The sequence below is a fragment of the Flavobacterium saccharophilum genome (genome assembly GCF_900142735.1).
Lineage (GTDB): Bacteria > Bacteroidota > Bacteroidia > Flavobacteriales > Flavobacteriaceae > Flavobacterium > Flavobacterium saccharophilum.
On the sequence record NZ_FRBY01000004.1, the window covers coordinates 165,788 to 191,950 of the forward strand.

Consider the following 26,163-nt stretch of genomic DNA (forward strand, 5'->3'; position numbering starts at 1 on the left):
AGAAATAGGATTGTAGTATTGTTATTCTTTTCTTTTTGCATTGTATATTAGTTTGTGTTGTTTCAGTTATTCTTTTGTTTCTTCTAGTTTGACTAAATATTCACTTGGCATACATCCATAATGTTGTTTGAATGCTGTCGAAAAATACGATGGTGAGTTAAATCCGCACATATAAGTGATTTGCGCAATGGTATAACGTTTACTTTGCATCAATTCGACGGCTTTTTTAAATCGGATTCTCTTTATAAAATCCATCGCAGATTCGCCTGTAATGGCTTTCAGTTTTAAATAAAGATTAGAACGGCTCATCCCGATTTCTCTACTAAATTGGTCCACTGAAAATTCAGAATCGGCCAGATGATCTTCGACAATTTGTATTGCTTGTTTTAAAAATTCTTCGTCAAGCGTATTAAAAGCAATATTTTCGGGTACCATTTCTTTACCAACCGAATAATATTCTTTTAGACGTTTACGGGAGCGCAACAAATTTGTGATTTTTGCCGCTAATAAAGGAGTCGAAAATGGTTTTGTAATATAATCGTCAGCACCCATTTCCAACCCTTTTATTTGCTGACTTGTTTCCGTTCTTGCTGTCAAAAGCATAAACGGAATATGTGATGTGTTGATATTTTGCTTCACACGTTTACAAAAATGAAGTCCGTCCAGTTCCGGCATCATCACATCGCTTATAATAAGATCAAAGGGCTGAATTTCTAAAAGATCCAAAGCCATCTGACCGTCAAAAGCCACCGTAACGTCATATATTTTATTGAAATAATCCTCTAAATAATCCAGAATTTCTTTATTATCATCTACAATTAAAAGCTTTATTGGCTGATCTCTTTCGATTACTTCATTTTCTTCCGGTAACAAAGCATCATCTGTTTCAAGTTCATTATCAGATATAATCGACAAATCGTAGGCTGATTCTTCAACATGCTGATCGTTTTTATAAACCTGATCTGCCATTGGAATTGTTACTGTAAAAATGCTTCCTTTCTGCATCGTACTTTCTGCAGTAATTTGGCCATGATGCAATTCGACCAAACGTTTTGTAAAGGCCAATCCAACACCGGAACCCAAATTCATCTCGCGATTATTTACCTGATAGAAACGGTCGAAAACCTTAGACAAATCTTCCTCGCTAATTCCAACTCCCGTGTCGGCTACCTTAATTTGTACTGTATCATTTTTCTTAATTAGTTCAACATGTATGTTCTGACCGGCCTTAGTGTATTTAAAAGCATTTGATAAAAGATTAAACAGAATTTTTTCCATTGCATCTTTATCAAAATAAAAAAACAACTGTGGTTCTTCAGCCTGATACGTATAATGAATGCTGTTTTTCTCTGAAAGTGGTTTAAATGATTCGAAAATTTCCTGCGTAAATCTTACAATGTCTCCTTTTCCAACTTTAAGCTGGCGCGTTCCCATTTCAGTTTTTCTAAACTCAAATAATTGATCAACTAAGTTGTATAGTCTTTTGGCATTAATAAACATTAGTTCGTGTTTCTTTTTGAATGTTTTGTCGATGAAAGGCATTTTTAATAACTCTTCTAAAGGGGCTAAAATCAGTGTTAAAGGAGTTCTTAATTCATGAGAAACATTGGTAAAAAAGTCCATTTTTACCTGATTAATATAACTCACTCTTTCTTTATCGATTCGTTCCAGTTTTAATTGTTGAACAGCTTTTATTCTTTCTTTAATGATTCTATAACCGATATAAGCAGCGGTACCTATAATTGTTAATAACAATAGGGAGAACCAGATTGTTTTGTACCAGGGCGCCAAAATGCTAATTTTTAAGGTTCGAACAGCACTCATTTCGCCGTTTGGACCAATGGCTTTGATCTGGAAATTGTATTTTCCTGCGGGTAAATTGCTATAACTAACTTTTAATTCGTCAGTTCGTTGCCAATCTTTGTCAATCCCTTCTAATTTGTAATAATAGTAGGTTCTGTTTGAAGAGATATAATTAAAAGTGTTGAAAAAGATACTGAATTGCTTATGCTCCGGACCAATTTCTAATTCATTAGTCTGGTCAATATGTTCTTCAAGAATGTCGGTCTCGTCTGCAACGGCAACATTTTTATTTAAAATTTCTAATGCTGTAAAACTCAATTTTAAAGGAAGAGGGCGTTGTTTTACCATCGAAGGATAGAAATACGAAATTCCTTTTATTCCGCCAAAAAGGAGCATACCGTCCTTCGCCTTATAAAAAGCATAATCATTGAATTGCTTGTTCTGCAAACCATCACTTTCGTCAAATGTTTGTACAGTGCCTTTGTCAGGGTTGAATTTAATTAAACCACTATTAGTAGAAATCCATAAGCTTCCGTCATCATCCGGAATAATTCCATAAATAGTTTCTTTGACGAAATCTTTTCTTGCATTAAAACTGATGAAAGATTCCTGAGTTTCATCATACAATCGTAAACCCTCTCTTGTTCCAATCCAGATTCTGTGTTTTTGATCTTCGGTGATACAATTTACGATATCGTCGCTTAGTTTTCCGTGTCCAACATTTCCAAATAAAAGTGTATCCGGATAAAAAAGCGTTACACCGTTTGTGGTTCCAATCCAGATTCTGTGTTTGCTATCTTCAAACAAAAATGTAATATCATCTGAAGTAAGACGCTTACCTGCTTTATCAAGATGGATATGGGTAAAGGTCTTTGTTTCAGGATGGAACTGATCTAATCCGGATCTTGTGCCAACCCAAATACGTCCTTTTGAATCTTTTAATAAACTATAAACCAAATCGCCGGCAATAGTGTTGGGATTATTCTCATTATGACGAAAACGCTGCACAGAACCCGTATTTGGATTGAGTAAATTAAGTCCGCCATTATGAGTTCCTATCAATACATTTCCGCTATCATCAAAAGCAATGGCTTTGATATTATTTGAACTTAAACTGTTAGGATTGTTTTCGCTATTCGAAAAATAGCTAATTGTGTTCGCGTTTTTGTTCCAGTAATTTATGCCTTTGTCATTGCTTCCAATCCAGAAATTACCTTTTGCATCTTGTTTGATAACGCCAATAACTTCATCATTTAAAGATGGTTTCCCTGAGTTCTGACTTAGAAGATTAAATTTAATATCACTTTTATGATAATAATTTAAACCTCCATAATAAGTTCCCAACCAAATTCCGTTTTGTTTGTCTTTAAAAAAGCAACGAACAGAATTTTGGCTAATTGTATAAGGCTGTGATATTTGATGGTAATAATTGCTGAAAGAATTTGTATTTGGGTTAAAAATACTAAGGCCTCTAAAAGTTCCAAGCCAAATATTTCCGTCGGTATCTTTGCCAACACATCTAATATTATTATCTGCAATACTATTTGTTCCTGAGCTATGTAACAGAGAAGTAGTTTGGCCATTTTTAGCATCAAAACGAATTACACCATACCCTTCAGTTGCAACCCAGAGTATTTTTCCATCTACATATACATCGTTGATATAAGGTTTTTTGGCACCCAAATCTATTTTAATTAATTGATGATTATCCGCTTTTAGTTTAAAAAGGCCAACATCTGTTCCTAAGATAATTTGTTTTTGCCAAATACCGATGTAAGCAATTTTCTTAATTTCATGAGAAGAAGCATTAAACTTAATTGAGGTGAAATTTTGAGCTTCGGGAGCAAGAACAAAAACTTCACCGGTAATAGAAGTCGCCCAGATTTTGTGTGTACTATCCTCTGTTATAGCCGAAATGTACCATTCACCAATACTTCTGGGAAGTTTGTAATTTGTAAAACTATCTGTATTGTAATTGTAGACACTAATTCCTTGATTTCCGCCTACCCATAATTGTCCTTTATGATCTGTAAATAAACTACGGATGTAATAGGATTGTAAGCTGTTTTTGATGTTTTTTATTGGTCTGTATACCTTGAAACCTTTACTATCATAACGATTTAGCCCGTCCTGAGTTCCAATCCAGATAAAACCCAGCGTATCTTGCTCAATCGCAAAAACCGAACTTTGTGACAAGCCTTTATCGACCGAGATATTGCGAAAATACCGGTCCTGAACCTGCGCATGGCTCTTCGTTGCGAAAAGAACTATGTAGAAAAGCGCTAAGAGAGCAATCGTTTTCTTCATAAAAGTTTAAATTATAATTGTTTTTGGTTGTTCTTTAATCTCTTTTTTTTCAGAGTAATTTAGCTCTAATTTAGAGAAAAAGTAAACATGTTTTAATTCTTATCGTATTTAGCAACATCCGGCAATTCATCAATAGCTTCTTGCTTGCTAACTGTTGAACCATCCATTTCTAATAATACTGAACTACTTTTAATTTTAGGTACATAATTTTTACCTTGAAAACTAATTGGTAAATCGCCATAACTAAATAGTGATTGAACTGTTTTATTTGAAACCTGTAAGGATACCGGTTTTTCTCCATCTAATTGTGCTTTTATTTCCCAATCTCCAACTTGTAACTGAGATAAACCTTTGTTGTTTGAAATCGTTTTAATCACTTCTGTTCTACCATCTTTGATTTGGATAATGGTTAAATACCTGAATTTCTGTTTTAGTTCAGAAGTGATTCCGGCATGCCATTGATCTTTAAATTCCTTAATTTGACCTTCGTCATTTGTTACCTTGTTCCAGTTTACGGCAGCTTCAAAAAACTTGTTATGAACCTTCATTTTTAATGGACTATTAGCAAAAACACTAGCAGTTACATTTCCTAAATCAGTTTTAACAATAAAGTTTTGCTGTTTAGCATTTGCCGAATTTTCTCCTTCAATTGTATAATACGGACAATGAAATTGGGTCGTCCATTTTACAGGATTTTTTGCTTCTAATTCATCATAAAGAACAATATAGCCACCATCTAATTGTAACATATGCCTGCGGTACAAAGTCACGTCTGAATCTCCGTATCCATTTTCTTTGCTTGGTACAATGTTGATCTGTTTGAATCTGTTCAGCCAGAAATCACTTTTAATTTCGCCATAAGCATTGCTAGCATCACCCAAAGCATATTGAATGTGTTTGCCTGAAATAGTTCTTGGAATCCAGCCATAACCTTCTTCTCCAATTTTTTGGTTTAAGCTATCGGCCAAAATAGTATTGTATGCTTTTGATGTTCTATAATACAAAAGATTGTGTTTGTCGCTAAAATTGCTGTAATAACCTGTTCCTCCAAAAATTACTTTTCCTTTAAAGTTTATGGTAAAAGCGTTTTGCGAAGCATGCCCGTGACCCGAAGAACCAAACGGACTACTAAACAAATAACTGCTTAAAGTTTTATTGGCATTTGCTAAATCTTCGTGCATGGCTACAACTCCTACATCTCCAAATTTGCGGGTTTTAGGCAGGTTTTCGGGTGAGGTTGAAGACAGTTTTCTATTTGGTTTATAGTTCAGTAATCTGAAAAATAAGAAATCGTCAGTACCGTGATAATAAGCTGGATAATCTCTTTTTATGCCGTCAACATACCAATTTAAATACGGATTGTTCATTTTGTAAGTAAGCGCGTCTGCAAACCAGGCTTCACCTTTTACGATGTACGGAATGTTTTCCCACATATCACCAATAGCAGTACTTGCAGCACCGTTTGGATGTGTGTACAACATATAATAGGGAAGGTTTTCCATCCATGGTAATTTGAAATAATCCACACCACTAAAATCACCAAACATTTGTGATAAGTATATAATTGATTTAAAATTTACCCTGAAATAACCATTACCTTCATGCCATCCACCGTCTGTTGTGCCTAATACCGGAAAGCGTGCTGACCAAACTTCATACATATAAGTTAACCATTCTTTGGCTTCAGGAACATCGTTAATTACCGCTACTGTAGCAATTGCCAGATTGCGTAAAGTGATTTGCCAAACGTGATTATCACTAACATGCAGCTCAAAACGATTTGGCAGATGATTATAGACTCTTCGGGCTCTAATAGTAATGATATTTTTGAATGCTTGTTTTTCCTCTGGCGTTAAAAAGTCATAACCCGCATCATAAAACCAGCCTAATGCTTCGAGTACCGCACCGCTTGTAAAATCATCACCAGTTGCTAATCCATCCGGATTCATGGTGGCAATGTTTAAGGCTCTGCGTTTTGCATCCAAAATAAAACGTTTGTCTTTTGTTAATTGATAGGCGATACACAAATTACGAACAGGATTACCTACAGCATCACCAAAACCGTGATACATTCTTTCTATAATTATTTTTTTCTCTAATTTATTCTTGCCTGTAGTATCAATTACTCTTTGTGGTTGTTCAGTTGGAAGAGGAGCCAGCATTAGTTTTTCCGCGAAAGCGATAAATTTTTTAGCTTCGGGATTTTCCAGATTATTGCGATAAAAATCTTCACCAATACGGTTCATGTCCCATAAAAGAGGATGTGAACCTTCGTTTCTTTTAAGAACTTCAGTTATGGGCGGAGATACTTTTTGATTAGCATATTTTGCATCGACCACAAAATCGTAAACAGTTGACCATGTCCATTGATTACTGCCTTTTAAAGCGTAAGCATATTTCCAGTACCATTTTCCCGATTTTAGTGCCTGATGTAACGGATAAACCGCCCAACGTTGTTCTGAACTAGTAAGCAAATCTTTTGTAAAATTGATGTCGCTTGCCAGCATTATTTTATAGCGCACATTGCCAATATTTGGATCTTCAGGAACTTCGCTGCCGCTTTCCATTGGTTTAACCATTTCTTTGCCATTTGTTGCCGGCCAAAGAAGGGCAGGAGCATTGGTTGGCACCGTAATTCCGTTTACCGGATAAGGCCATTCACGTACTCTTGAATGTAATTTTTCTGCCGTTAACTTAATTTCTGCCGATTGTTGCTGGCTGAAAGCAGAAAATGCAATGAATAATAAGGCTAGTGTAACGCTATTTTTTCTGGTCATAATATTTATACTTTAATCGGAATTACAATCCTGATCTAAAAGGATCTCCGTTCTCTTTGCACCATTGTTTTAAATAACGACGCATCGCTATTAATTCTTTTTTGTATGATTTATTTACTGCCAGATTGGTGATTTCACCGGGATCTGTTGTTAAATTGAAAAGTTGTTCTTTTAAATCACCTTTATTATAAACGATATATTTAAAATCTTTAGTGATGACAGCTCGTCCGCTAATACCAAGCAATTCTTCGTTATCGGCAAAATCAGTTTCTATTACTAAAGTATCTCTAAGTTTTTCAGCTGGATTTGCTATTTTTTTGCTGATATCAATTCCTTTTAAATAGGCTGGTTTTGATACTCCGGTGAAACCACAAATAGTTGGAATGATATCTGTTCCATTGCAAACCAACAAATCATCAGTTCTTGGTTTCCATTCGCCAATTTTCGAAATGATGAAAGGTATTCTGGCTGATTCTTCGTATAAAATTTGCTTCTGGTTCCAACTGTGTCCTGCATAACCATCACCATGATCTGCGGTAAAAATGATAATGGTATTTTTTTCGATACCATACTTTTTAAGCGATGCCAGTACCATTTCTATATAACTGTCAACTTTTTCAACTAATCGGTTATATGCCCAACGGTATTGACGCCATTTTTCCGGGGTATAATTGACTGAAGGATAAGTGCGCAGACCAACTGTTTTTTGTTGATCACGAACAATTTTAGGCTCGTGAGCAGGAATTTGCCAGTTTGCAGGCAGCGCAGGACATTGATCTGGTGGTGGTGCGTCTTTTAAGATATCCATTTTTAAATCTTCATCTCTGGCCCACTCGCAAATATCATGGGGATTTAAAAAAGAAGCTACAAGAAGAAAAGGAGTGTTTTTATTTTCTTTAATAAAACGGGCGCAAAAAGAAGGTGTAGCTGCATCATTGTAATCCAGAAAATTGGTGTTTTCAATAAATTCAAAACCATGTTGACTTTTCTTAGTTGTGGGAACAGGTAAATGCCATTTACCAACATAACCGGTTTTATAACCTCCGTTTTGAAAAATTTTCCCCATCATTAAGAGATCTTCTGGCCATTGACCGTCTTTTTCCGGCGCATTCCCAATAAAACCAGTGTCAAAAGGCATTTTACCGCTCATTATAGCAGAACGAGATGGCGAACATAACGGTTGCGCGCAATACGCTTTGGTAAAACGAACTCCGTTTTGCGCTAGTTTATCCATTGCTGGTGTATGCAAATCCTTGTTGCCGGCAATGCTCATGGCATCAGCAGTTTGCTGATCGGTCATGATGATCAGAATATTAGGACGAGCAGCTGTTTGAGCACTACTTAATAATGGCGTATTTAGTAATCCAAATAGCAACAAAATCAATATGTTTTTTTGAAACATCATATTTACCTAATTTTAATAGATTCCTTATTGTTTTACATACTCTTAAATACAAAAACGAATTTATAAATCAATATTCTATTGGGGTTTTGAATTTGTGTAAAATGATATTAATTTTAGCTAAAACCTTTAAATATGGTTGATTCGGGCGCTATTTATTCAAGTATTTAAAGCAATAGAATTAGAATTGATCAAATAATTCTTTCAAAGTTTAATTGTAGTGAAAATCTAAACTTCAAATTTTTGAAAAGCAATGGCGCAAGCACCTAACAATCCCGCTTTGTTACCTAAATCTGCTGCTACTATAGTACTGTGGGCAAATGCAACAGGAATAGCAAAGGTTTTTACTCTTTTTGTTAATTCATCAATATAAAATTGACCTGCTTCACTAATTCCTCCACCAATAATTACTTTTTCGGGACTAAATATATTTACAAAGTTTACAATACCGGCAGCTAAATAATCAAAATGATGTTGCATGGTTTTGATGGCATAATCTTCACCTGACAGATATTTTTCGATGATAGTTTTGCCGTCAATATTTTCTTCTGATGTAGGATTTTGAGTTTTGTAATAATTGATTAACGCTGTAACCGATGCATACGTTTCCAGACAACCACGCCCACCACAATTACACAATAGACCATTTTGTTGTATTACAGTATGACCCAATTCACCGCCACGATTTTTATAGCCGCTATAAAGCTGTTTGTTAATCATAATGGCACCGCCAATACCTGTTCCAATGGTTAGAAAAACAGCGTCAGTACTATCTTTCGCTGCACCGTAAATTAATTCGGCAAGTCCCATTAAGTTGGCATCGTTATCAATTACAACATTATATCCAGTTAAATCTTTTAGAATTTTACCTAAAGGTAGTTTTTCGAAACCAGGCAAATTAACTCCTCCACCAATAATAACATCCTCTTCAATAAGACCTGGAAAACCAATTCCGATACCTACAATAGGTTTTTTTAATTGATCTGTACATTCTTTTATCGCATTGACCATCAGGTCTATAATTTCTGTTTCGGTTTTTACATTTTTTAAGGATACTAAAAATGAAAATAAAATTTCTCCAAGTTCATTAACAACTCCACATTTTAGTGAAGTGCCACCAATATCGATCCCGATTGCGTATGATTTTGACATTTGTGTACTATTTGTAATTATAATGCTAATTTAGTTCATTATTTAAATAATTAATGCAGAACATAGTTCTGCATTAATGACCAAAAACTGATTTATTTTCTAAAAAATAATAGCAACTTTTCTTTAATATTTTGGATTTTGACGTGTAATCGACTTGTTTACATCTGTTTCATTTTGTGGAAAAGGATATAATTCATTCTTACCAGCAACAAAATTGATGATAGCCGGATAAAAATAATTAGAACGAATTGCTTTTACAGCCGTATTTGTTTCTGTTATTTTTTCTGCTAAGACGCCCCATCTAATTAAATCAGCCCTACGCATTCCTTCGCCAGATAGTTCCCAGGCTCTTTCTTGTTGTAATGCTTTAAAAAAGTCATTTTTATTTAATCCGGATGGAAGATTGATTGCAGTACTTGTTGGTTTTGTTACAAGTCGCGCGGTTGCTGTTGCACCTGAGCCTTTTCCGTCAACACTGGTAATTGTTACAGTTGGAACAGAAGTATAGCCATCACCAGAACGTAACATTGCAATTGTACCAATCGCGCCATTGTTTAACGTAACAACAGCTGCCGAAGCATCACTGCCGCCGCCGCCCGTAATTTGTATTAAAACATTTGCAGGACCTGTGTAACCTGTTCCTGCGTTGTTTATATTAATTGCAATTTGGCTTCCCTGAATATCTGCACCGAATCCTCTTCTTCTAACCTGATTAATTGCATCGTAAGCAATTGTATTTGGTCCTTCATTTAGTTCATTTTCAACTTCAGCACGCATTAAAAGTAAATCCGAATAACGCATAACTACCCAATTGATATGCGTGTAAACTCTTTCAGCTGTTGCATTTGTTTGGTACTCGCGACTCCATTTTGCAACTGTCCAACTTTCATCTTGTCTTGCTGTTAAAAGAGGAACTTTATTTCCTTTTGCATTAATTGAGTATGTTGCAATAGAAAAATCTCTTCTTTGATCTGCTGTATTAAAGCTACTATAAAATGGTTTTGGAACTAAACATCTTGCAATATTTGAAGGATAAAAGCCATTTGCAGTCGCAGGGCCATTGAAATTTCCAACCCATGATGCATTACCCAATGCTCCTGATGGATTGTAAAAAGCAACCTGAAAAATGTTTTCTGTAGGTTCTAAAACATGTTGACACTGGTTTTTAAAAACTTTAGAATATGATGGATTTAGCTTGTAAGGATTCTGGGCCATTACATCATTAATTTGCTGCTGTGCTAATTTGTAATATTCTTTATAATTAGCAGGACGTTTCATAGTTCCATCTGCTCCTAAAGAATATCCTCCTGCAAATAATGCTACTCTGGCTAACATCGATTTAGCTCCCCATTTATTGATACGCTCATCTGTTGGAGTTGCATCTGGAAGTAAAAGAGATGCTTCCTGCATATCCTTTATGATTTGAGTATATATTTCCTGACGGTCTATCAAACCACCTTTTAAGTCGTCTCCGGATTGTGAACTTTTTGTTTTAAAAGGAACATCACCCCATAAACGTACTAGTTCAGAATAATAAAAACCGCGTAAAAACTTGGCTTCACCTAAAAACTTATTCAGTTGGTCTTTTTGATTTTGACTTCCATCGGTAAAAAGAGCCATTTGTGGAACTTTTTCAATAACGACATTGGCTCTGTCAATTCCTTCATACAATTTGCTCCACACAGTGTAAAAAGTATTTGTTTGCGAAATTCCCTGATAATGTGCTATAGTCCTCCAGTCATCGGCACCTGTACCACTCATTTGCATAATATCAGTATCTGCATCAAAAATTAAGCTGATATTCCAACCATAACTATCCATAGAAGACATTGCTTCATAAACACCCAGGGTTGCCATATTGGCTTCATCTACATTAGAGAAGAAGTTATTGGTTGTGAAGTAGGAGTATGGCGTAACTTCTAATTCTTTATCACAGGAATTAAGAGGAAATAGGAGACAGGCAAAACTTGCTGCAATAATGGCTCTGCGGAAAAATATTTTGTTTTTCATTTTCTTAAACTTTAAATTATAGTGAAATATTTAAACCTGTAACAAAGGATTTGCTTCTTGGATAAGCACTAAAGTCAACTCCTCTGGTAATGGCGCTATTAATTACACTTACTTCAGGATCGTAACCTGAATATTTTGTAAATACATATAAATTATAGGCTGTAAAATAGATTCTCAAATTTGAAATTTTAGATTTTTTCAGCCACTCTTTAGGTAATGTATATCCCAGACTTACGTTGTTAATTCTTAAAAACGATCCGTCTTCAATAATATCATTATACAAACGTCCGGTTGCATTACCATTGTAGGCTGGATTTGTTTTGCCTACGTTTAATGCTGCCAATTCTGCAGGGTCAGTAACACGTTGTCCCGCTGCGTTCAGGGTAGTCCATCTGTCGGCATATATCGCCAATGAATTTAGGTTTTCAAAATTAAGCCTTGAGTTGTTAAGCACGTTTGCATTGTAAATATCGTTGCCCACTGTAAAATCAAGGAACACACTTAAATCAAGTCCTTTGTAGCTAAAAGTGTTATTAAAACCACCAGTATATTTAGGATTTCCATCACCGATTGCAGTTCTGTCCATGTCATTGATTACGCCGTCTGGCGTTCCGTTAGGTCCGTTGATATCTTTAAATTTAATAAATCCTGGCTGTACCACTACATTGTCGCTAACTACGCCTGATTTTAAAGTATAAGTTTTAAGTGTCGGATTATAATCAAAATCACTAACCTGATACAAACCATCACTAACATAACCATACATTACTCCAACTGGTTTCCCAACTTCCAGGATATAGTCATTTTTATCAGTGTAGCTATTGGTTATTAAAGATGTTTCACCCTCACTTAGACCTAGTACTTTCGTTTTATTAAAGGCTAAATTTAAGGTTGTGTTCCAGGTGAAATTATCATTTTTTATATTAACTGTATTTAAAGTAAACTCGATACCCTTGTTAGAAGTAGCTCCAATATTTTGAAATTGTTTTTTGAAGCCAGAACTCGAGGGAATACGTGTGTTGTATAGTAAATCTTTAGAGCGATTTTCGTATAATTCTGTTGTAAGTGATATTCTTTGTTTAAAGAACCCTAAATCTAAACCTATGTTGGTCGATTTTGTAGCTTCCCATTTCAGGAATGGGTTTGGCAGATTATTTTGAAAAGCTGTAATATTTACCTGATTGTTTAACGGATATGAACCAGAGTTAAAAATACCCAAAGCAGCGTAATTTGCAATTCGGTTATTTCCCGCTTCACCGTAACTTGCGCGAAGTTTCAAGTCGGAAAACACAGGTAGTTTTTGCATAAAATCTTCTTCGATGATACGCCAGGCTGCAGATGCTGATGGAAAATATCCCCATTGATTTTCGGTTCCAAATTTTGAAGAACCATCTGCTCTTATACTAGCTGAGAACAGGTATTTGTTTTTGTACGCATAATTTGTTTTGGCAAAAAAGGATAGTAATTTATCGTCTTCAGCAAACGAGGTGGGAATTCCGGCAATTGTTCCCAATTGTAATTTATCCCAATCTAAATTAACCCCCGGAAAAGCAGAAGCAGTAGCTGTAAGTCCTTCTGCATAATTATAAATATATTCCTGACCGGCTGTAACATCCAATTTGTGATCGTTGTTGAAAGTATTGCTGTACGTTAAAACGTTGTTGTAATTTAAACGAGTCGAAATATTGTGCGTAACACCACCATTGGCACCACCGCTTCTGATCGCCTGAATACCGTTTGAATCATTGAAATACTTGGTTTTCTCACTATTGTCAGTATAACTAACTAATCCGCGGTATACTAAACTTGGCGTAATGTTGTATTGAAGCTGTAAACTCATATTTATGGCTCTCATAACAGCTTCTCTCTTTTGACTTTCGATAGTAATAAGCGGGCTTTGAAATGTTGGTGATGACTGATTATCCAACGGGTCAATAATTAAATATTTAAGATCTTCATCAGATCCGTTTTTTCCAATTGTAGGACGGTATTGCAATAAATTTTGCAACATATTTAATCTGGCATTTCCCCCTTCCTGCGTAGACAATCCTGTTATCTTTTGATTGGAATAATTGACAATCGCATTTACAGTAAATTTTTTGCTAATACTGTTTGTAACTGCAAGTTTTGCAATGTTTTTTACAGATCCGGTTCCTAACATAATTCCTTCGTCATCACTAACAGAATAAAAGGCATTATACCTGGTATCATTTTCACCACCACTAATACTCAGTTTATGGTATTGATTTACCACTGCATTTCCAAAAACTTCATCTTGCCAGTTTACACCTGGTCTATTTTTATAAAGTCCTTCTAATTCATCAAATGTTCCATAATTATTCTCAAATTTCTCTAGTCTTGCAGAATCATCAGCCGCTCCTTCATACATTAACTGAACATATTGGTACGGATTCATTACCGGAAGCTCTTTAGCAATCATTTTTATTCCTCCGTAAGTATCGTAGCTTATTTTTAGTTTTCCTCCTTTAGCGGACTTGGTAGTTACCAAAACAACTCCATTGGCACCTTGGGCACCATAAATAGAAGTAGAAGCGGCATCTTTTAATACATCCATAGTTTCAATATCCATTGGGTCTAAAAAAGCTAACCCGCCAGTTTGGGCAACTCCGTCAACAACATACAAAGGCTCGTTGCTTTGTGTAATAGAAGTTCCACCTCTGATTCGAAGGGAAGGCTGAGCTCCCGGTGTTCCGTCAGCCATGGTAACCTGCATACCCGCAATACGGCCTTGCAAAGCCTGTGCAACGTTTTGTACCGGAACTTTGGCTAATTCTTCACCTTTGACTGATGAAACAGCGCCGGTTAAATTTTTTCTCGTTTTAGTTCCGTAACCTACTACAACTACCTCGTCAAGATTATTAGTATCGTCAAGTAATTTAGTGTTTATAAGTGTTCTGTTTTTTACTTGTTCTTCTTTTGATTTTGTTCCAATATAAGTAAAAACTAATGTTGCATTAGGTTTAACTTTAATTTGATAATCACCATCCATAGAAGTGGTGGTCGCATTTTTAGTTCCTTTCTCAGAAACTGTTGCTCCGGGCATTGGCATACTTTGCGCATCGGTAACAACACCTTTTACGGTAATTATATCTTGCCCATACATGACTTTACAAGTTGTAAGCAACAAAAATAAAAATATAGTCCTTTTCATAATTTTGTTTTAAACCGGAACAAGTTTTAACCTTAATTCCTTATTGATATTATTTAAGTTGATTTCTGGTGTTGCTAAATAATTAGCTGCTTTTTTCTTTAAATCAAAAGATGATTTTGAGTGAGCTTTACCGAAATCCCGAATTACTTTTTGTAATAGTTTGCGTCGACTTTGTTTTTATTATGATTTCACGAAATCGATTGAGAGTTTCAGCGACGAAAATTATAACAATTAATTAACTTCAGGAATTCGCAAGGGAATTTTTCTCTTGACAAATAATAATAAATTTTCCTGGGGTTGGTTCATTTTCTTTGGATTGGTCATGTTTTTTTGATTTAATAAAAACAAATATAGAAATCGACTATACACAGCAGTTTTGAATACGTCCAAAATACTATTGATTTTGATTAATCGTACTTTAAATATTGTGTATTGTTCAATAAAATCAGTATCTGAGCTGTGTTTTTGAACTTCCGTTTTAGAGAAAATAGTGAGGAAAAATGATCAATTTTGAAGGCTAACAGCTGTAAAAAAGTTAAATCAAATTTAAGTGAATGTTAATTGTCGGAATGCTCTGAAAAATAACAGGTTAATAAAAAATATGATTTCATGTTTTGATGCAAGCTTTACCTTTTGAAGAGAATTTTTGATTATTCTGAAATAGAAAAGTCCTAAAAAAGACATCTAAAATTACTCGTAGACATCTTTTTAAGGACTCTTAACCATCAATTGAAATTGTTATTTCAAGCTTGTTTTTATTTCGCTTTTTTTGCCATTAATGACAATGTTTACACTAATATTTCCTTTTTCATAATCATTATCAGCATTAGTTTGAATACTAATGTCAGGAACTGTATTTACATCATAAGGATATAATACAGTAATAAATTGTTGTGTTTTAGTATCGTTTTTAGTTTTTTCGAAAGAAAAGGCAGGTCTGGCTAATTCTTTTGCGTAGGCATACGATATCTTTCCTTCTTCTTCCTTCAATATTATCTTATCCGAATTTAAAGATTGAATCAAAAGATTATTGCCGTCTGTATAACTCGTGTAAACTTTGTTGTTTATTTTATCGAAAACCGGTTTACTATCTTCTTTCAATTGAAAATGAACACCAAGATTTCCAGTTGCTTTACCAATTGCTTTTTCGATGATTAAAAAGTATTTTTCATCTATAAACAGAACGCTGCGTTGATGGTTTAAATCTTTATAACTGGGATTTGTGTAGGTTACTATATCAAGATTTTTACTGGTTTTCCAATTGTTTTGCTCCGCTTGTGTAATAACCATATTCTGATTATCCAATGTCAGGGTGTTATGGACTCTGGTTTGGCGGAACCAGTTTCTCATTTTGGTAACTTCGGCATCACCACTGTAGATATAACAGCCTGTATCTGGTGTAAAGTTGCGTCCTTTTACCCAAAGTTCAAATGTCCCGTTATCAGGTTGTGCATGAAATTCACCCGGAGGGCTGGCTTTTAAAATCATTACAGTCGATTTATCATCCCATCCGTTGCGAAAAGTGTAGAATCCTGCGTCTGGCAATGCTGTTGATAAGAAATCAATTGTGCCTTGTTTACCGTCTGTAGCAAAATATTTTATAACCTGATTGTTAGGGAAAACAGTTGACCAGCTTTGAAACTGCTTTAATCTCGCCGACTTTTCCTGAACCCAGGAATCACCAAACATAGGGTTGTTGTAATCAGGAAAAGATATTTTTACTATGGCTACCATCATATTTTCGATAGTTTTAATGTAGCTGTCAGGAAATTCTTTTTCAACTCCAGCCAGTTTTGAAGAATTGTAGGCTTTTAAAAAAATATCAATGCTTGCCACGTGATATACGGGTGAAAGTTCAAACTGAACGCCATCAGGATAAACTTGTTTTTTTATTTCTCTAGTAAGTATTTCAATACCACTTTTACGCCACTTTTCGGACAGTTTAAACTCAGGGAAAATAGCTCCGGCACCCAAAACACGTTGTGCTTCGAATAATAAATGGTTACCGTCTTTGGTATAATGTTCTGTAACATAAGCTACCTGTTTGTTGTACAGGTTTAAAAATTGCATCAAAAATGCAGGAGTGAAATTGGGAGAATTCACAAATAAATTAAAAGTACCAGGAAGACTCTGTATACGATCAGAAACTTCTAATGGACGCCAGGCATAACGGTCGTTTTCTTTCGATTTTCCTAGCGGATTTTTGGTCGCCCAATCGTTAAATTGGAAAATCCATTCTTTTGCATATTTTTCGTCGCCCGTACTACGATAAGCCATTCCCATTGGTTGCCACCATGTTACACGGTGCAATTGCCAGCGCACTTCATTGTCTTTTACAGGCCAATATTCCCAGTTAATGTCTTTACCATAATCGTAAAAACCATAACCCTTTTGTGGCTGAAATTTATGTTCTAAAGCATTATCTGCTTTTTTCTGATTAACCTCGCCAATATCTTTTCCTTTAAATTCTGTTTCATTACCAATATTAAATTCTGGATGTTTAATGTTTTTTCTATTTCGATAATAGTCTAATAAAGCTTTTGCAGCATCATTGTAATTACCGGAAATATAAAGGTTGTTTATTTTTTCTAGACCGGGATAGTTAAGATTGATAGCTTCAAAACTTTCTTTGTTGATTTTTACTTCTTGTGCTTTGGTCAGATAAACTGTCATTAGCATAAAAAGAAATACTGAGGTTGTTTTTAGATTGATCATTAGATGTTAATTAAAATAATAGTACTTGTTTTTATAAACAAGAAGCTATTTTTGATATCAAAAATAGCTTCTTAAGTCTTTATGTGTTTATTAAGTCAGTAAAAATTACATTACTGTTTTATCAACTTAATTGTTTGTGTATTTGTTCCATTATGTATTTCGGCAAGATAAGTTCCCGGACTCAGATTACTGCCGAGTATTACAGATGATGTGTAATTCGATTTCACTGTGTTTATTTTTCTTCCTAAAAGATCAAAGACATTAATAAGAATGGCTTGGGTTTTGTCTCCTCCTGTAATGGTTATTTGGAATTCTGTTCTGGTAGGATTTGGCGCCACAATAGCTACAAAATCATCAGTTTGTTCTGAAATCATATTGCTTTTAGCAAATGTATTTTCGCAATCGCCTAGATAACAACCGTGAGCCAAATGTGCTGAAACGGCATTGGTAGAAATACAAAGACTTTTATTATTATGGCATACTGTTACTTTTGTAGCCGCACAAAAAATAGCAACAACTTTTATTTGTTTTGAAGTTGAAGCGGAACAGCCTAATGCATCAGTAATTACAACATTGTAATCGTGAATTCCAGCTATTGAAGGATTTACTAAAATAGTATTTGTTGTTGCTCCGTTGCTCCATAAATAAGTAAAAGGTGCTATTCCGTTTGAAGGTGTAGCGGTTAGCGTCAATGCTGAAGGGCCATACCCTAAATAAATCGTATTTGCATTTCCTCCAGGATTTACGGCATAAACATCGGGAATGTTGGCTGAGAATATGTTGTTGATTGTAACTGCAGTTGTAATGAAATTGCTATTTCCTGCGTCATCAGTAACGATCCATTTAATATTAGATATCCCCACATTGAAATTCCCACTTGCGTCCAATCCGGTTCCGCTTCTTGTGGTTGCACCTGTAATTTCATAAGTAATACTATTAACCGAGCAATTATCTGTTGCTGTCGCCAAAGGAATCGTGTAGTTACTGCTTGCGTCATAGCAAATGCTAAGAGAAGTACTTGAGTTTACTGCCGGAGTTTCTGCGTCAGTAACCGTTATGGTATAAGAAGTAGAACTACTATTACATCCATCGGTTGCTGTACAGTTGACAGTGGTAACACCTTTATTGAAAACTACATTTGCTAAAGAGCTGTTAACGGTAGTTGTAGTTGCTCCAGTAAGTGAATAGCTGTAAGTTATGGTTCCACAGTTGTTTAGTCCGGTTACATCAAATTCATAGGCCTGGACTGTGTAAGTACATAAACCAATATTAGTATTTTTGATGACATCTGATTTTACAGGTATATAAAATACGGGCTTAACCTGACCATTGAAAGAAAAATCATCGATGCCCACTAAAGGAGTTCCGGAGATTTTGTCAGACCCATACCAGTATAAACGAAATGTAATAGGAGCTTTGATATTAGATAGAGGACTTAGATCATAAGTAAGTAGTGTGGCTGCTGTTCCAGTAAAGTTTTGAGGTATTGTAATATCACTCGTAAAACCATCTGCACTAGATCTCATAACATAGGTACCCGGATCGGCTGTATTTCCTTTTCGGGCTGTAAATTTAAAATTAGAAAAATCTATTTTATAGCCACTCGCAGGCTGCAGTTTGAACTCAAAATATTGATTAGGGTTAAAAGAAGTAGCGGGATCCGAAGTCTGAATTTTGTTAGTCCATCCCTTTAATAAAACGCGACCGCTAATGATACCGGCGGTATTAAGCCCGTCACTAGTACCATAATAAAAAGCAGGTGTCGCATTTCCATCGCTGATAATGTGGGAATTGGTAACGTTTCCTGTGGTAATTGGAGAAGTAAAGTCAACATTACCTACAAAAGTGTTACCCCATATTTGTACTGGTGCGCTGTTGTTATTAAGTTCAAAAATCTTTACATCATCATGATAAATAATGCGTGTAGCTACATTGGGCGGGTCAGTTGTAATAGACTGTCCCGGACGGTACAATCCCCATTTTAGGTATCCTGACGGATTAGTCTCGGGAACATCCTGGTTGAAAGTTCTAAAATTACTTATTTGCCAAGCCAGAGTGTAATCAGTTTGGCCCGGTAATCTATAATAAACTTTGTAATAACCAGTGTTATCAGTGGTCATTTTTGCATCAACCCTGAAATCGATCCACTGATTGATATAGGGACGAAAATCGTCTATAATAGTTGGTTCAATATTATCATTGGGCACACGGAAAGTAATACTGTTGCGTTTGGCACTAAGGTACCAGGCAGGGTTTTCGCCTCCACTTTGTTTGCCTTGAAAAATAATATCGCCATTTTGTGCCATACCTGCAGTGTAAGGTTCCCAATCTTTCAGTAATAGACTAACTTCAAAGCGACGTTCATCTCCGGTATAGTATTTTCCGGTATCAAACATTTGAGCGGTGGCAGCTTCACTACGCCAGTGATTATCTGAAAAATAACCTGAGTCACCAATCGTTACACGATGTGCTATCGCATAATTCCCGGTTCGACCAGGGCTTACTAAATATTCGGCATCAGGAGCAGTGGCATTGGTTGTGTTTAAATTTGGAATACCAGAATTTTTTGCCCCACTCTCATAATCGACTGTAACAAGCGTATTGGTAATAGTTGCGGGAGGTGGTGGAGGTAAGGCTATCAAAAAATTAGAATAACTAATATCATCAATATATAGTACAGGTGCTGATAAACCTGGCCCGATATTCAGTAAATTCATTCCGTTAATATTAGTTCCCTGTGGTAGTAAACCTGTTCCGGGATCAGCATTAATAAGTACTTTTACATTGTCAATCCAGATATCAAAGGTTCCCGCCAGAAGATTATGTGTTGTTGCGGTTGTACCGCTTCCTGTTATATATGAGGCTGGACTGGAACTGTTGTTCATAAAAAACTTCAGCATATAAGCTTGGTTTTTATTAATTGTAGTCTGCAAAAGCCCGGCTGTTGTATAGTTTGGACTTGTTGCCGATGAAAGCCATTCTAGATTAACAGCAGTTGAAGCAGGGGATAGTCGTAATGCGGCAAATGTTTGTGGTAAACTTAATCCGCTGGCACTGGTAAAATTGCTGCCGTTACCAAAATACAATAAAAACCTGCCATTAGTTCCTGAACTGATATTCATCTTGCATTCAAAAGTGGCAACAGTTGTGGCGGTAAAAGGAGCAAGGCCAAATTTTGCACCAGATACGGTTGTACCGCCGGTCATTTTAAGTTCGGCTCCAGTACCGCCGGCAAAACTGGAAGAAATTAATTCAACAGGGCCTTCGGTGGTTGACGAAGCCCTAACACTCGCATTACCTCCGCCAGTGACAGGTGCGGGTAAATAAGTGGAACTATAATTATTGGATGTGTAGGGAGCTGCAGTGGCAGTGCCAAAGTCATATACCCAACTGGAATTTTGTGCTTTGGCTTCTAACAAAGCAAATACACAGAGCAAAGCAAGTAAACTTTTTTTCATAATTATAGAGGTTTTTTGGTTGCGTTAGTAAATCAGCAATTGTATAGCTGGATTATACTTGCCAGCTATACACAAGCTTCTGTTTTTTTTTCTATAGGTAATATGTTTTAATGTTTAGTATTAATTGAATTGTATTATTTTTTTTAAAGTTGAATTTTTTTGATTTCGGCATATCTCTTTAAGGCTTCCAAATAATAATAGTCTGCATAATCAAGTGGAGTATCAATTTCAGAATTGTATAAAAAAGCACCTACGCTGTGTTTTAATAAAAAGTAACTATTTTCATCGGGCTTAGCCAAATAGGCATCTGATGATAAAGATTTTAATATTTCTTCAGCGTAATCAATATACTTTTGACCGTCTTTTACTTGTGTGCTTAATTCCAATAAAGCAGATGCTATTACTGCAGCAGCCGAAGCATCTCTTGGCGCAAGTTCATCAGTTTCTAAGGCATTGTGTACATCATAATCCCATACTGGTATTTTATCTTTTGGTGTTCTGGGATTGTTCATAATGAATTTGGCAATATTTTCGGCCTGTTGTAAAAACTTTGGATTTTTGCTGTTTTCATAACATACCGTATATCCATATAAACCCCAAGCCTGACCACGTGCCCACGCTGATTCGTCTGTTAATCCCTGATGAGTGGCTTTACGTAAAACTTTTCCGGTTGCAGGGTCATAATCAACAACATGGTAAGAGCTAAAGTCTTTTCTGAAGTGATTTTTCAAGGTTGTTAAGGCATGGGTATCGGCAGCATTGGTGTATTCTGGTTTGTTGAATTGTTTCGCTCCCCAATACAGATATTCGAGATTCATCATATTATCAATAATCACAGGATAATTCCACCATGGAAAATCCCAGGAACGAATTACTCCAATTTTAGGATTAAATCGGGCGTATAGGTTTGCCGCTCCATCGCTCAATGCAGGTAAATAGGTTTTGTCTCCCGTAATTCTGTAGGCATTTCCATAAGAGCAGTACAACATAAAACCAACATCATGTGTGTTTTTTATATTACGGATAGAATCAAGAGCTAATGTGAATTTTTTAGCGTCTTCTGCTAATTTTTTGTCGCCTGTAAGTTCATATCCGTACCAAAGACTTCCGGGGAAAAAACCGGTTGTCCAGTCTGTCAAACCCGCTAATCGTACCGTTCCATTTGGATTTACAGAACGGGGATTTTTTCCCGGCTGATAGGTTTGGGCGGCTTTGTTTAATTGAAAATGAATTACTTCTGTGGTTTTCTTAAACCAATCATAAGTTGGGTCTTCTTGATTGGATTTTGCAAAAGAGCTTAAAGTAATAGCGGAAATAGCTAGAAATAGGCTGAAGGTTTTTTTCATAATTTAATCGTTTATATCCGTATTCAGTTTTGGTGAATATTTTATAAAGCGAAGTTAAACGTGAGGTTGAAAACGGTATTTCAAATTCTGTTATAAATGTTTTGAATTTGTGTAAAGGTGATATTTCACAAGTCAAAATAAGTTAAATTACAGAGCACAAGTATTTTCTAAAACTAATTTTTTTGTATTATTTATAGGGTAGTGTCATCCCGAACCCACCTATCAAATCTTTGATAATAGGCGCCTCACAAGTTATTGGTAAAGGGTAAACTATTGGTGTACGTGGAATCGTCTGATTTTAATGCATTAATTGTAATTCTTAAATTGTATCTTACCTGTACCTTCAGTATACTTAATATAGGTCAAAAGTGCCACGATTCTGCCATAGAAATTTCGGGCATTTTTATAAAGTTTGAAAAGTGCCTTAAATGCAAAAAACCTGCGAATCCTAGGATTTGCAGGTTTTACCACGTTTTTATGGGTTTTTGAAAAGATTGAAAAAGTGATCTTTTTACTTCTTTTACCCTTTTTGTGGGGAGAGCAGGATTCGAACTTTACGCCTGAAACCGCTGTATATGCCACTTTTATTTATGTCTCGAACCTCTGTGCACCGATTCTGCACCCAAAGTCAATTTTACTATTTCAATATTAAATCATTCACAAAAATTAAAATACTAACTAATTAATAGACAGTAGTATTATTCTTTTTGTTTTACAAATATATTATAAATATTTAAAATGCAGAGTTTCCGTGAATTTTGGCTTTTTTGCAAAATTTGAAAAGTTTCCTTTTACTCCATCCACGGAGAAAGAGGTATTCGAATTGTAAATCCAAGACCCCCTTTTTATACTGCAATTCTTAATATTTATGCCAGGTTCAAAATCTACTGCGCCAAGATTCTGCCACAAATTTAAAATTATCGATTTTTAAAGGTTTTTAACCTATTTTTTTGCGTTTTAACTTGTTAACATGAATGCTATAATTTTTAATTGTTTTTTAAAAAAAAATACAGTTTTGTAGTAAAAAAAAAATCACTTCCAAAATAATTTTTAACAAAAAATTTGTGACTAATGATTAGTTTTTAATTAATTTTGAATGAAATTTTTATGCAATGAAAAGTATTCACATTTTTTTAATTGTCTTATTTGGTATCTTGTTTGTACCAGGTAATGCTTTTGCATGTGAAAACAATTCAGCTAAGCATTCTTACAAGAAAGAAATTTCTTCCAAAACGTGTAATGACGATTGTTGTAAAAAGGATGATCATTCCAAAACTAAGAATCACAAAGGATGCAGTAGTAAATGCAATCATTCAAAATGCTGTTGTGTATCTTCTACCAATAATTCTATTTCGACTACTGAATGGAACAATAGTAGTAATCGTTTTAATTTCTCTTCAGAAAAGCAAAAATTTTACAATTTTGAAACCTCAATATCTTCCGGTTTCAATTCTCTTTGGCTTATACCTAAAATAGGCTAAATCAAATTTTGACAGCCATTAGTGTGTCAAATCCGAAGCAATTCTTGCTTTAAAATCATTTATAATATTTGCTAGTTGAATTTTATTAAATTTATAGTTAATTCTATTTATTTAATATTCAATTGCTTATTTAATTCTGAATTATTTAAACTTAAAACAAAACGGAAATTCATTAAATGTAATATTTTGATGAATTCAATTCTCTTGTTTAATAAAATCAAAAAATGAAAAATTTAATTATCGTATTAAGCGTTTTCTTAACAGCAATTACCGTAGCATCAGCTCAAACAGCTACAAATAAGGAAGAACAAAAAATAATTTATGTTTGTCCTACACATCCTGACAAAACAAATTCAAGTGCAGGTAAATGTCCAGAATGTGGAATGGACATGATTAAAACTATTGAGAAAATAGATACCCACGCTCAAAAAGGAAGCCAACCAATGAGCAAAACAGTAACAAAATATACTTGTCCTATGGATGGCTCTACTTCTGATAAACCAGGAAAATGTTCTAAATGCGCAATGGAAATGGTAAAAATTACGCAGAAAATAGATACCCATGCTCAAAAAGGAAGCCAACCGATGAGTAAAACTGTGACTAAATATGTTTGTCCAATGGATGGTTCCGTTTCTGAGAAATCTGGTCCATGTTCTAAATGTGGCATGGATATGATTAAAACTACTGAGAAAATAGATACCTACGCTCAAAAGGGAAGCCAACCGATGAGCAAAACTGTGACAAAATATGTTTGTCCAATGGATGGTTCTACTTCTGATGAACCGGGAAAATGTCCAAAATGCGGTATGGCAATGATCCTAAAAGAGGAGAAAAAAAAATAGCACAATTTTCAATATTTCAACAACTTAAAATTAATAAAATGAAAAATATAATTCTTTCAGCCATAGTAATGTCATTCGTATTGGTTTCTTGCAATCAAAAAAGCAAACAAGAAGAAACAGTTAATTCAACAACAAATACACCTGAAGCAGTAACTGTAAAAGTTAATCCTGGTTCTTTTTCAATTAAAGAAATTGTAACCAATTATTTGTCTTTAAAAAATGCTTTGACCAAAGATGATTCTAATGCTACTGCAGATGCAGGTAAAGCAATAGTAACAACTTTGGGTAAAATTGATATGAAAAAATTGTCTGACGAACAGATGAAAACCTATATGGACATTGCCGATGATCTTAAGGAACACGCTGAACACATTGGAGATAATGCAGGAAATATTGCGCACCAAAGGGAACATTTTGTTTTAATGAGCAAAGACATCAATGATTTGGTAGCCACATTTGGAACAGACCAAAAACTGTATCAGGATTTCTGTCCAATGGCTGATGAAGGGAAAGGAGCCATTTGGATAAGCGAGGTAAAAGACATCAAAAATCCATATTATGGTTCGGAAATGCTCACTTGTGGTTCCGTTAGAAAAGAATTCTAGAATGAAACAAATCTTCAAGAAGGTATTTATTATTGTGGTAATTTTTATTTTGCTGATGCAATTCTATCGTCCTGCTCGAAACATTATGTTAGAGCAGGATTATACTGCTGATTTTTCTAAAACATATCCGGTTCCTAAAAATGTAGAATCAATATTACGAACCTCTTGTTATGATTGTCACAGCAATAATACCCACTATCCTTGGTATTCAAACATTCAACCCGTTCGATTTTTTATAGATAGCCATATAAATCAAGGCAAAGAGGAATTGAACTTTAATGAATTTGGAAATTATTCAAAACGCAAACAAAACAGCAAATTGAAAGCTATTACTAAAGAAATCAAGGGAGATGATATGCCATTGGCTTCATACACTTTGATTCATAAAAACGCAATGCTTTCTAATAATCAAAAACAGGAAGTAATCAACTGGATAAATACACTTGAAAATAACGAATACCCTAACAACAAACAAATCTTACAGAATTAAAAATGAAGTTAAATAATAACATAGATAAATTAGGTACACTTGGACTTTTCTTCACAGCATTATTTTCTCCATGCTGTTTTCCCCTTTTTGCATTCGTAGCTTCTGCTTTCGGATTAGGGAGTTTCGAATTATTTGGTGGATGGACAATGTGGATATTTCAGGTAATGATTTTAATATCAATTGCAGGTTTGATTATTTCTTACAGAAAGCATCACAAACTTTATCCTCTATTGTTTGCCATCCCAAGCGGAGCAGTCATTTTATATGGATATTATTCCAGTAGTGATTTTCACCATATTTACATTGGTATGTTTGGACTACTAATAGCGACTGGAATTAATTATTACTGTAATAAAGTGGGAGGTAATTGTGAAACCTGCACCATATATAACGGAAAATCAGTGGAGCTAAAATCAACTTTAACGTGCCCAAACTGCGGACATGTAAAAGATGAAATGATGCCAACGGATGCTTGTCAATTTTTTTATGAATGTGAAAAGTGCAAAACAGTTTTAAGACCCAAACAAGGAGATTGTTGTGTTTTTTGTAGCTATGGAACTGTAAAATGCCCTCCTATACAAGCCGGAGACAAATGTTGTTAAA

Annotated in this window: 13 protein-coding genes and 1 pseudogene; 5 read left to right on the forward strand and 9 right to left on the reverse strand. The window is 35.0% G+C overall.

Translation table 11 applies throughout. From position 1 onward, the window contains the following. Positions 1 to 66 precede the first annotated feature (66 nt). The 9 genes from BUA98_RS13965 to BUA98_RS14005 form a co-directional block, all read right to left on the reverse strand. A complete protein-coding gene (locus tag BUA98_RS13965; RefSeq protein ID WP_072973527.1) occupies positions 67 to 4,110 on the reverse strand; it encodes a hybrid sensor histidine kinase/response regulator transcription factor in 4,044 nt (1,347 codons plus the stop codon). A 92-nt stretch (positions 4,111 to 4,202) separates the two neighbouring features. After that, on the reverse strand, positions 4,203 to 6,887 hold the full coding sequence (locus BUA98_RS13970) for a DUF4962 domain-containing protein (protein WP_072973529.1): 2,685 nt from the start codon (positions 6,885 to 6,887) through the stop codon (positions 4,203 to 4,205). Positions 6,888 to 6,909: 22 nt separating this feature from the next. Then, a complete protein-coding gene (locus tag BUA98_RS13975) occupies positions 6,910 to 8,292 on the reverse strand; it encodes a sulfatase family protein (RefSeq protein ID WP_072973531.1) in 1,383 nt (460 codons plus the stop codon). Positions 8,293 to 8,517: 225 nt separating this feature from the next. Next, positions 8,518 to 9,441 (reverse strand): ROK family protein, encoded by a 924-nt coding sequence (locus BUA98_RS13980; RefSeq protein WP_072973533.1) that lies wholly within the window; start codon positions 9,439 to 9,441, stop codon positions 8,518 to 8,520. 123 nt (positions 9,442 to 9,564) lie between these two features. Beyond that, complete coding sequence (locus tag BUA98_RS13985; protein WP_072973535.1) at positions 9,565 to 11,451, reverse strand: RagB/SusD family nutrient uptake outer membrane protein; 1,887 nt, start codon at positions 11,449 to 11,451, stop codon at positions 9,565 to 9,567. Positions 11,452 to 11,467: 16 nt separating this feature from the next. Further along, positions 11,468 to 14,623, reverse strand: coding sequence for a SusC/RagA family TonB-linked outer membrane protein (locus BUA98_RS13990; protein WP_072973537.1), 3,156 nt, complete (start codon positions 14,621 to 14,623; stop codon positions 11,468 to 11,470). Between the two features lie 738 nt (positions 14,624 to 15,361). After that, complete coding sequence (hepC, locus tag BUA98_RS13995) at positions 15,362 to 17,338, reverse strand: heparin-sulfate lyase HepC (RefSeq protein WP_072973539.1); 1,977 nt, start codon at positions 17,336 to 17,338, stop codon at positions 15,362 to 15,364. A gap of 110 nt (positions 17,339 to 17,448) precedes the next feature. Next, on the reverse strand, positions 17,449 to 20,796 hold the full coding sequence (locus BUA98_RS14000) for a heparin lyase I family protein (protein ID WP_072973541.1): 3,348 nt from the start codon (positions 20,794 to 20,796) through the stop codon (positions 17,449 to 17,451). A gap of 143 nt (positions 20,797 to 20,939) precedes the next feature. Continuing rightward, the gene (locus tag BUA98_RS14005; RefSeq protein WP_072973543.1) at positions 20,940 to 22,142 is read right to left on the reverse strand and encodes a glycoside hydrolase family 88 protein; all 1,203 of its coding nucleotides are present in this window, start codon (positions 22,140 to 22,142) and stop codon (positions 20,940 to 20,942) included. Between the two features lie 1,705 nt (positions 22,143 to 23,847). Between BUA98_RS14005 and BUA98_RS14020 the strand changes: the two genes are divergently transcribed. The 5 genes and pseudogenes from BUA98_RS14020 (at position 23,848) to BUA98_RS22540 (ending at position 26,162) form a co-directional block, all read left to right on the forward strand. Beyond that, positions 23,848 to 24,465: a heavy metal-binding domain-containing protein gene (locus BUA98_RS14020; RefSeq protein ID WP_072973549.1), complete on the forward strand. Its 618-nt coding sequence runs from the start codon at positions 23,848 to 23,850 to the stop codon at positions 24,463 to 24,465. A 38-nt stretch (positions 24,466 to 24,503) separates the two neighbouring features. After that, positions 24,504 to 25,070 carry a DUF3347 domain-containing protein gene (locus BUA98_RS14025; protein WP_072974089.1) on the forward strand — a complete coding sequence of 189 codons (567 nt, stop codon included), beginning with the start codon at positions 24,504 to 24,506 and terminating at the stop codon, positions 25,068 to 25,070. Position 25,071: 1 nt separating this feature from the next. Then, positions 25,072 to 25,560 (forward strand): heme-binding domain-containing protein, encoded by a 489-nt coding sequence (locus BUA98_RS14030; protein ID WP_072973551.1) that lies wholly within the window; start codon positions 25,072 to 25,074, stop codon positions 25,558 to 25,560. Between the two features lie 2 nt (positions 25,561 to 25,562). Then, positions 25,563 to 25,892, forward strand: a pseudogene (locus tag BUA98_RS22535) (MerC domain-containing protein); the annotation flags it as partial. 69 nt (positions 25,893 to 25,961) lie between these two features. Then, a complete protein-coding gene (locus BUA98_RS22540) occupies positions 25,962 to 26,162 on the forward strand; it encodes a GDCCVxC domain-containing (seleno)protein (protein ID WP_244279213.1) in 201 nt (66 codons plus the stop codon). Position 26,163 lies beyond the last annotated feature (1 nt).

Bases quoted from the DNA above. Each gene is read 5' to 3' on its own strand.
- BUA98_RS13965 (WP_072973527.1), bottom strand. From the start codon at position 4,110: ATGAAGAAAACGATTGCTCTCTTAGCGCTTTTCTACATAGTTCTTTTC.
- BUA98_RS14020 (WP_072973549.1), top strand. From the start codon at position 23,848: ATGAAAAATTTAATTATCGTATTAAGCGTTTTCTTAACAGCAATTACC.
- BUA98_RS13970 (WP_072973529.1), bottom strand. From the start codon at position 6,887: ATGACCAGAAAAAATAGCGTTACACTAGCCTTATTATTCATTGCATTT.
- BUA98_RS14030 (WP_072973551.1), top strand. From the start codon at position 25,072: ATGAAACAAATCTTCAAGAAGGTATTTATTATTGTGGTAATTTTTATT.
- BUA98_RS13975 (WP_072973531.1), bottom strand. From the start codon at position 8,292: ATGATGTTTCAAAAAAACATATTGATTTTGTTGCTATTTGGATTACTA.
- BUA98_RS14005 (WP_072973543.1), bottom strand. From the start codon at position 22,142: ATGAAAAAAACCTTCAGCCTATTTCTAGCTATTTCCGCTATTACTTTA.
- BUA98_RS14025 (WP_072974089.1), top strand. From the start codon at position 24,504: ATGAAAAATATAATTCTTTCAGCCATAGTAATGTCATTCGTATTGGTT.
- BUA98_RS13990 (WP_072973537.1), bottom strand. From the start codon at position 14,623: ATGAAAAGGACTATATTTTTATTTTTGTTGCTTACAACTTGTAAAGTC.
- BUA98_RS13985 (WP_072973535.1), bottom strand. From the start codon at position 11,451: ATGAAAAACAAAATATTTTTCCGCAGAGCCATTATTGCAGCAAGTTTT.
- BUA98_RS14000 (WP_072973541.1), bottom strand. From the start codon at position 20,796: ATGAAAAAAAGTTTACTTGCTTTGCTCTGTGTATTTGCTTTGTTAGAA.
- BUA98_RS13980 (WP_072973533.1), bottom strand. From the start codon at position 9,441: ATGTCAAAATCATACGCAATCGGGATCGATATTGGTGGCACTTCACTA.
- hepC (WP_072973539.1), bottom strand. From the start codon at position 17,338: ATGATCAATCTAAAAACAACCTCAGTATTTCTTTTTATGCTAATGACA.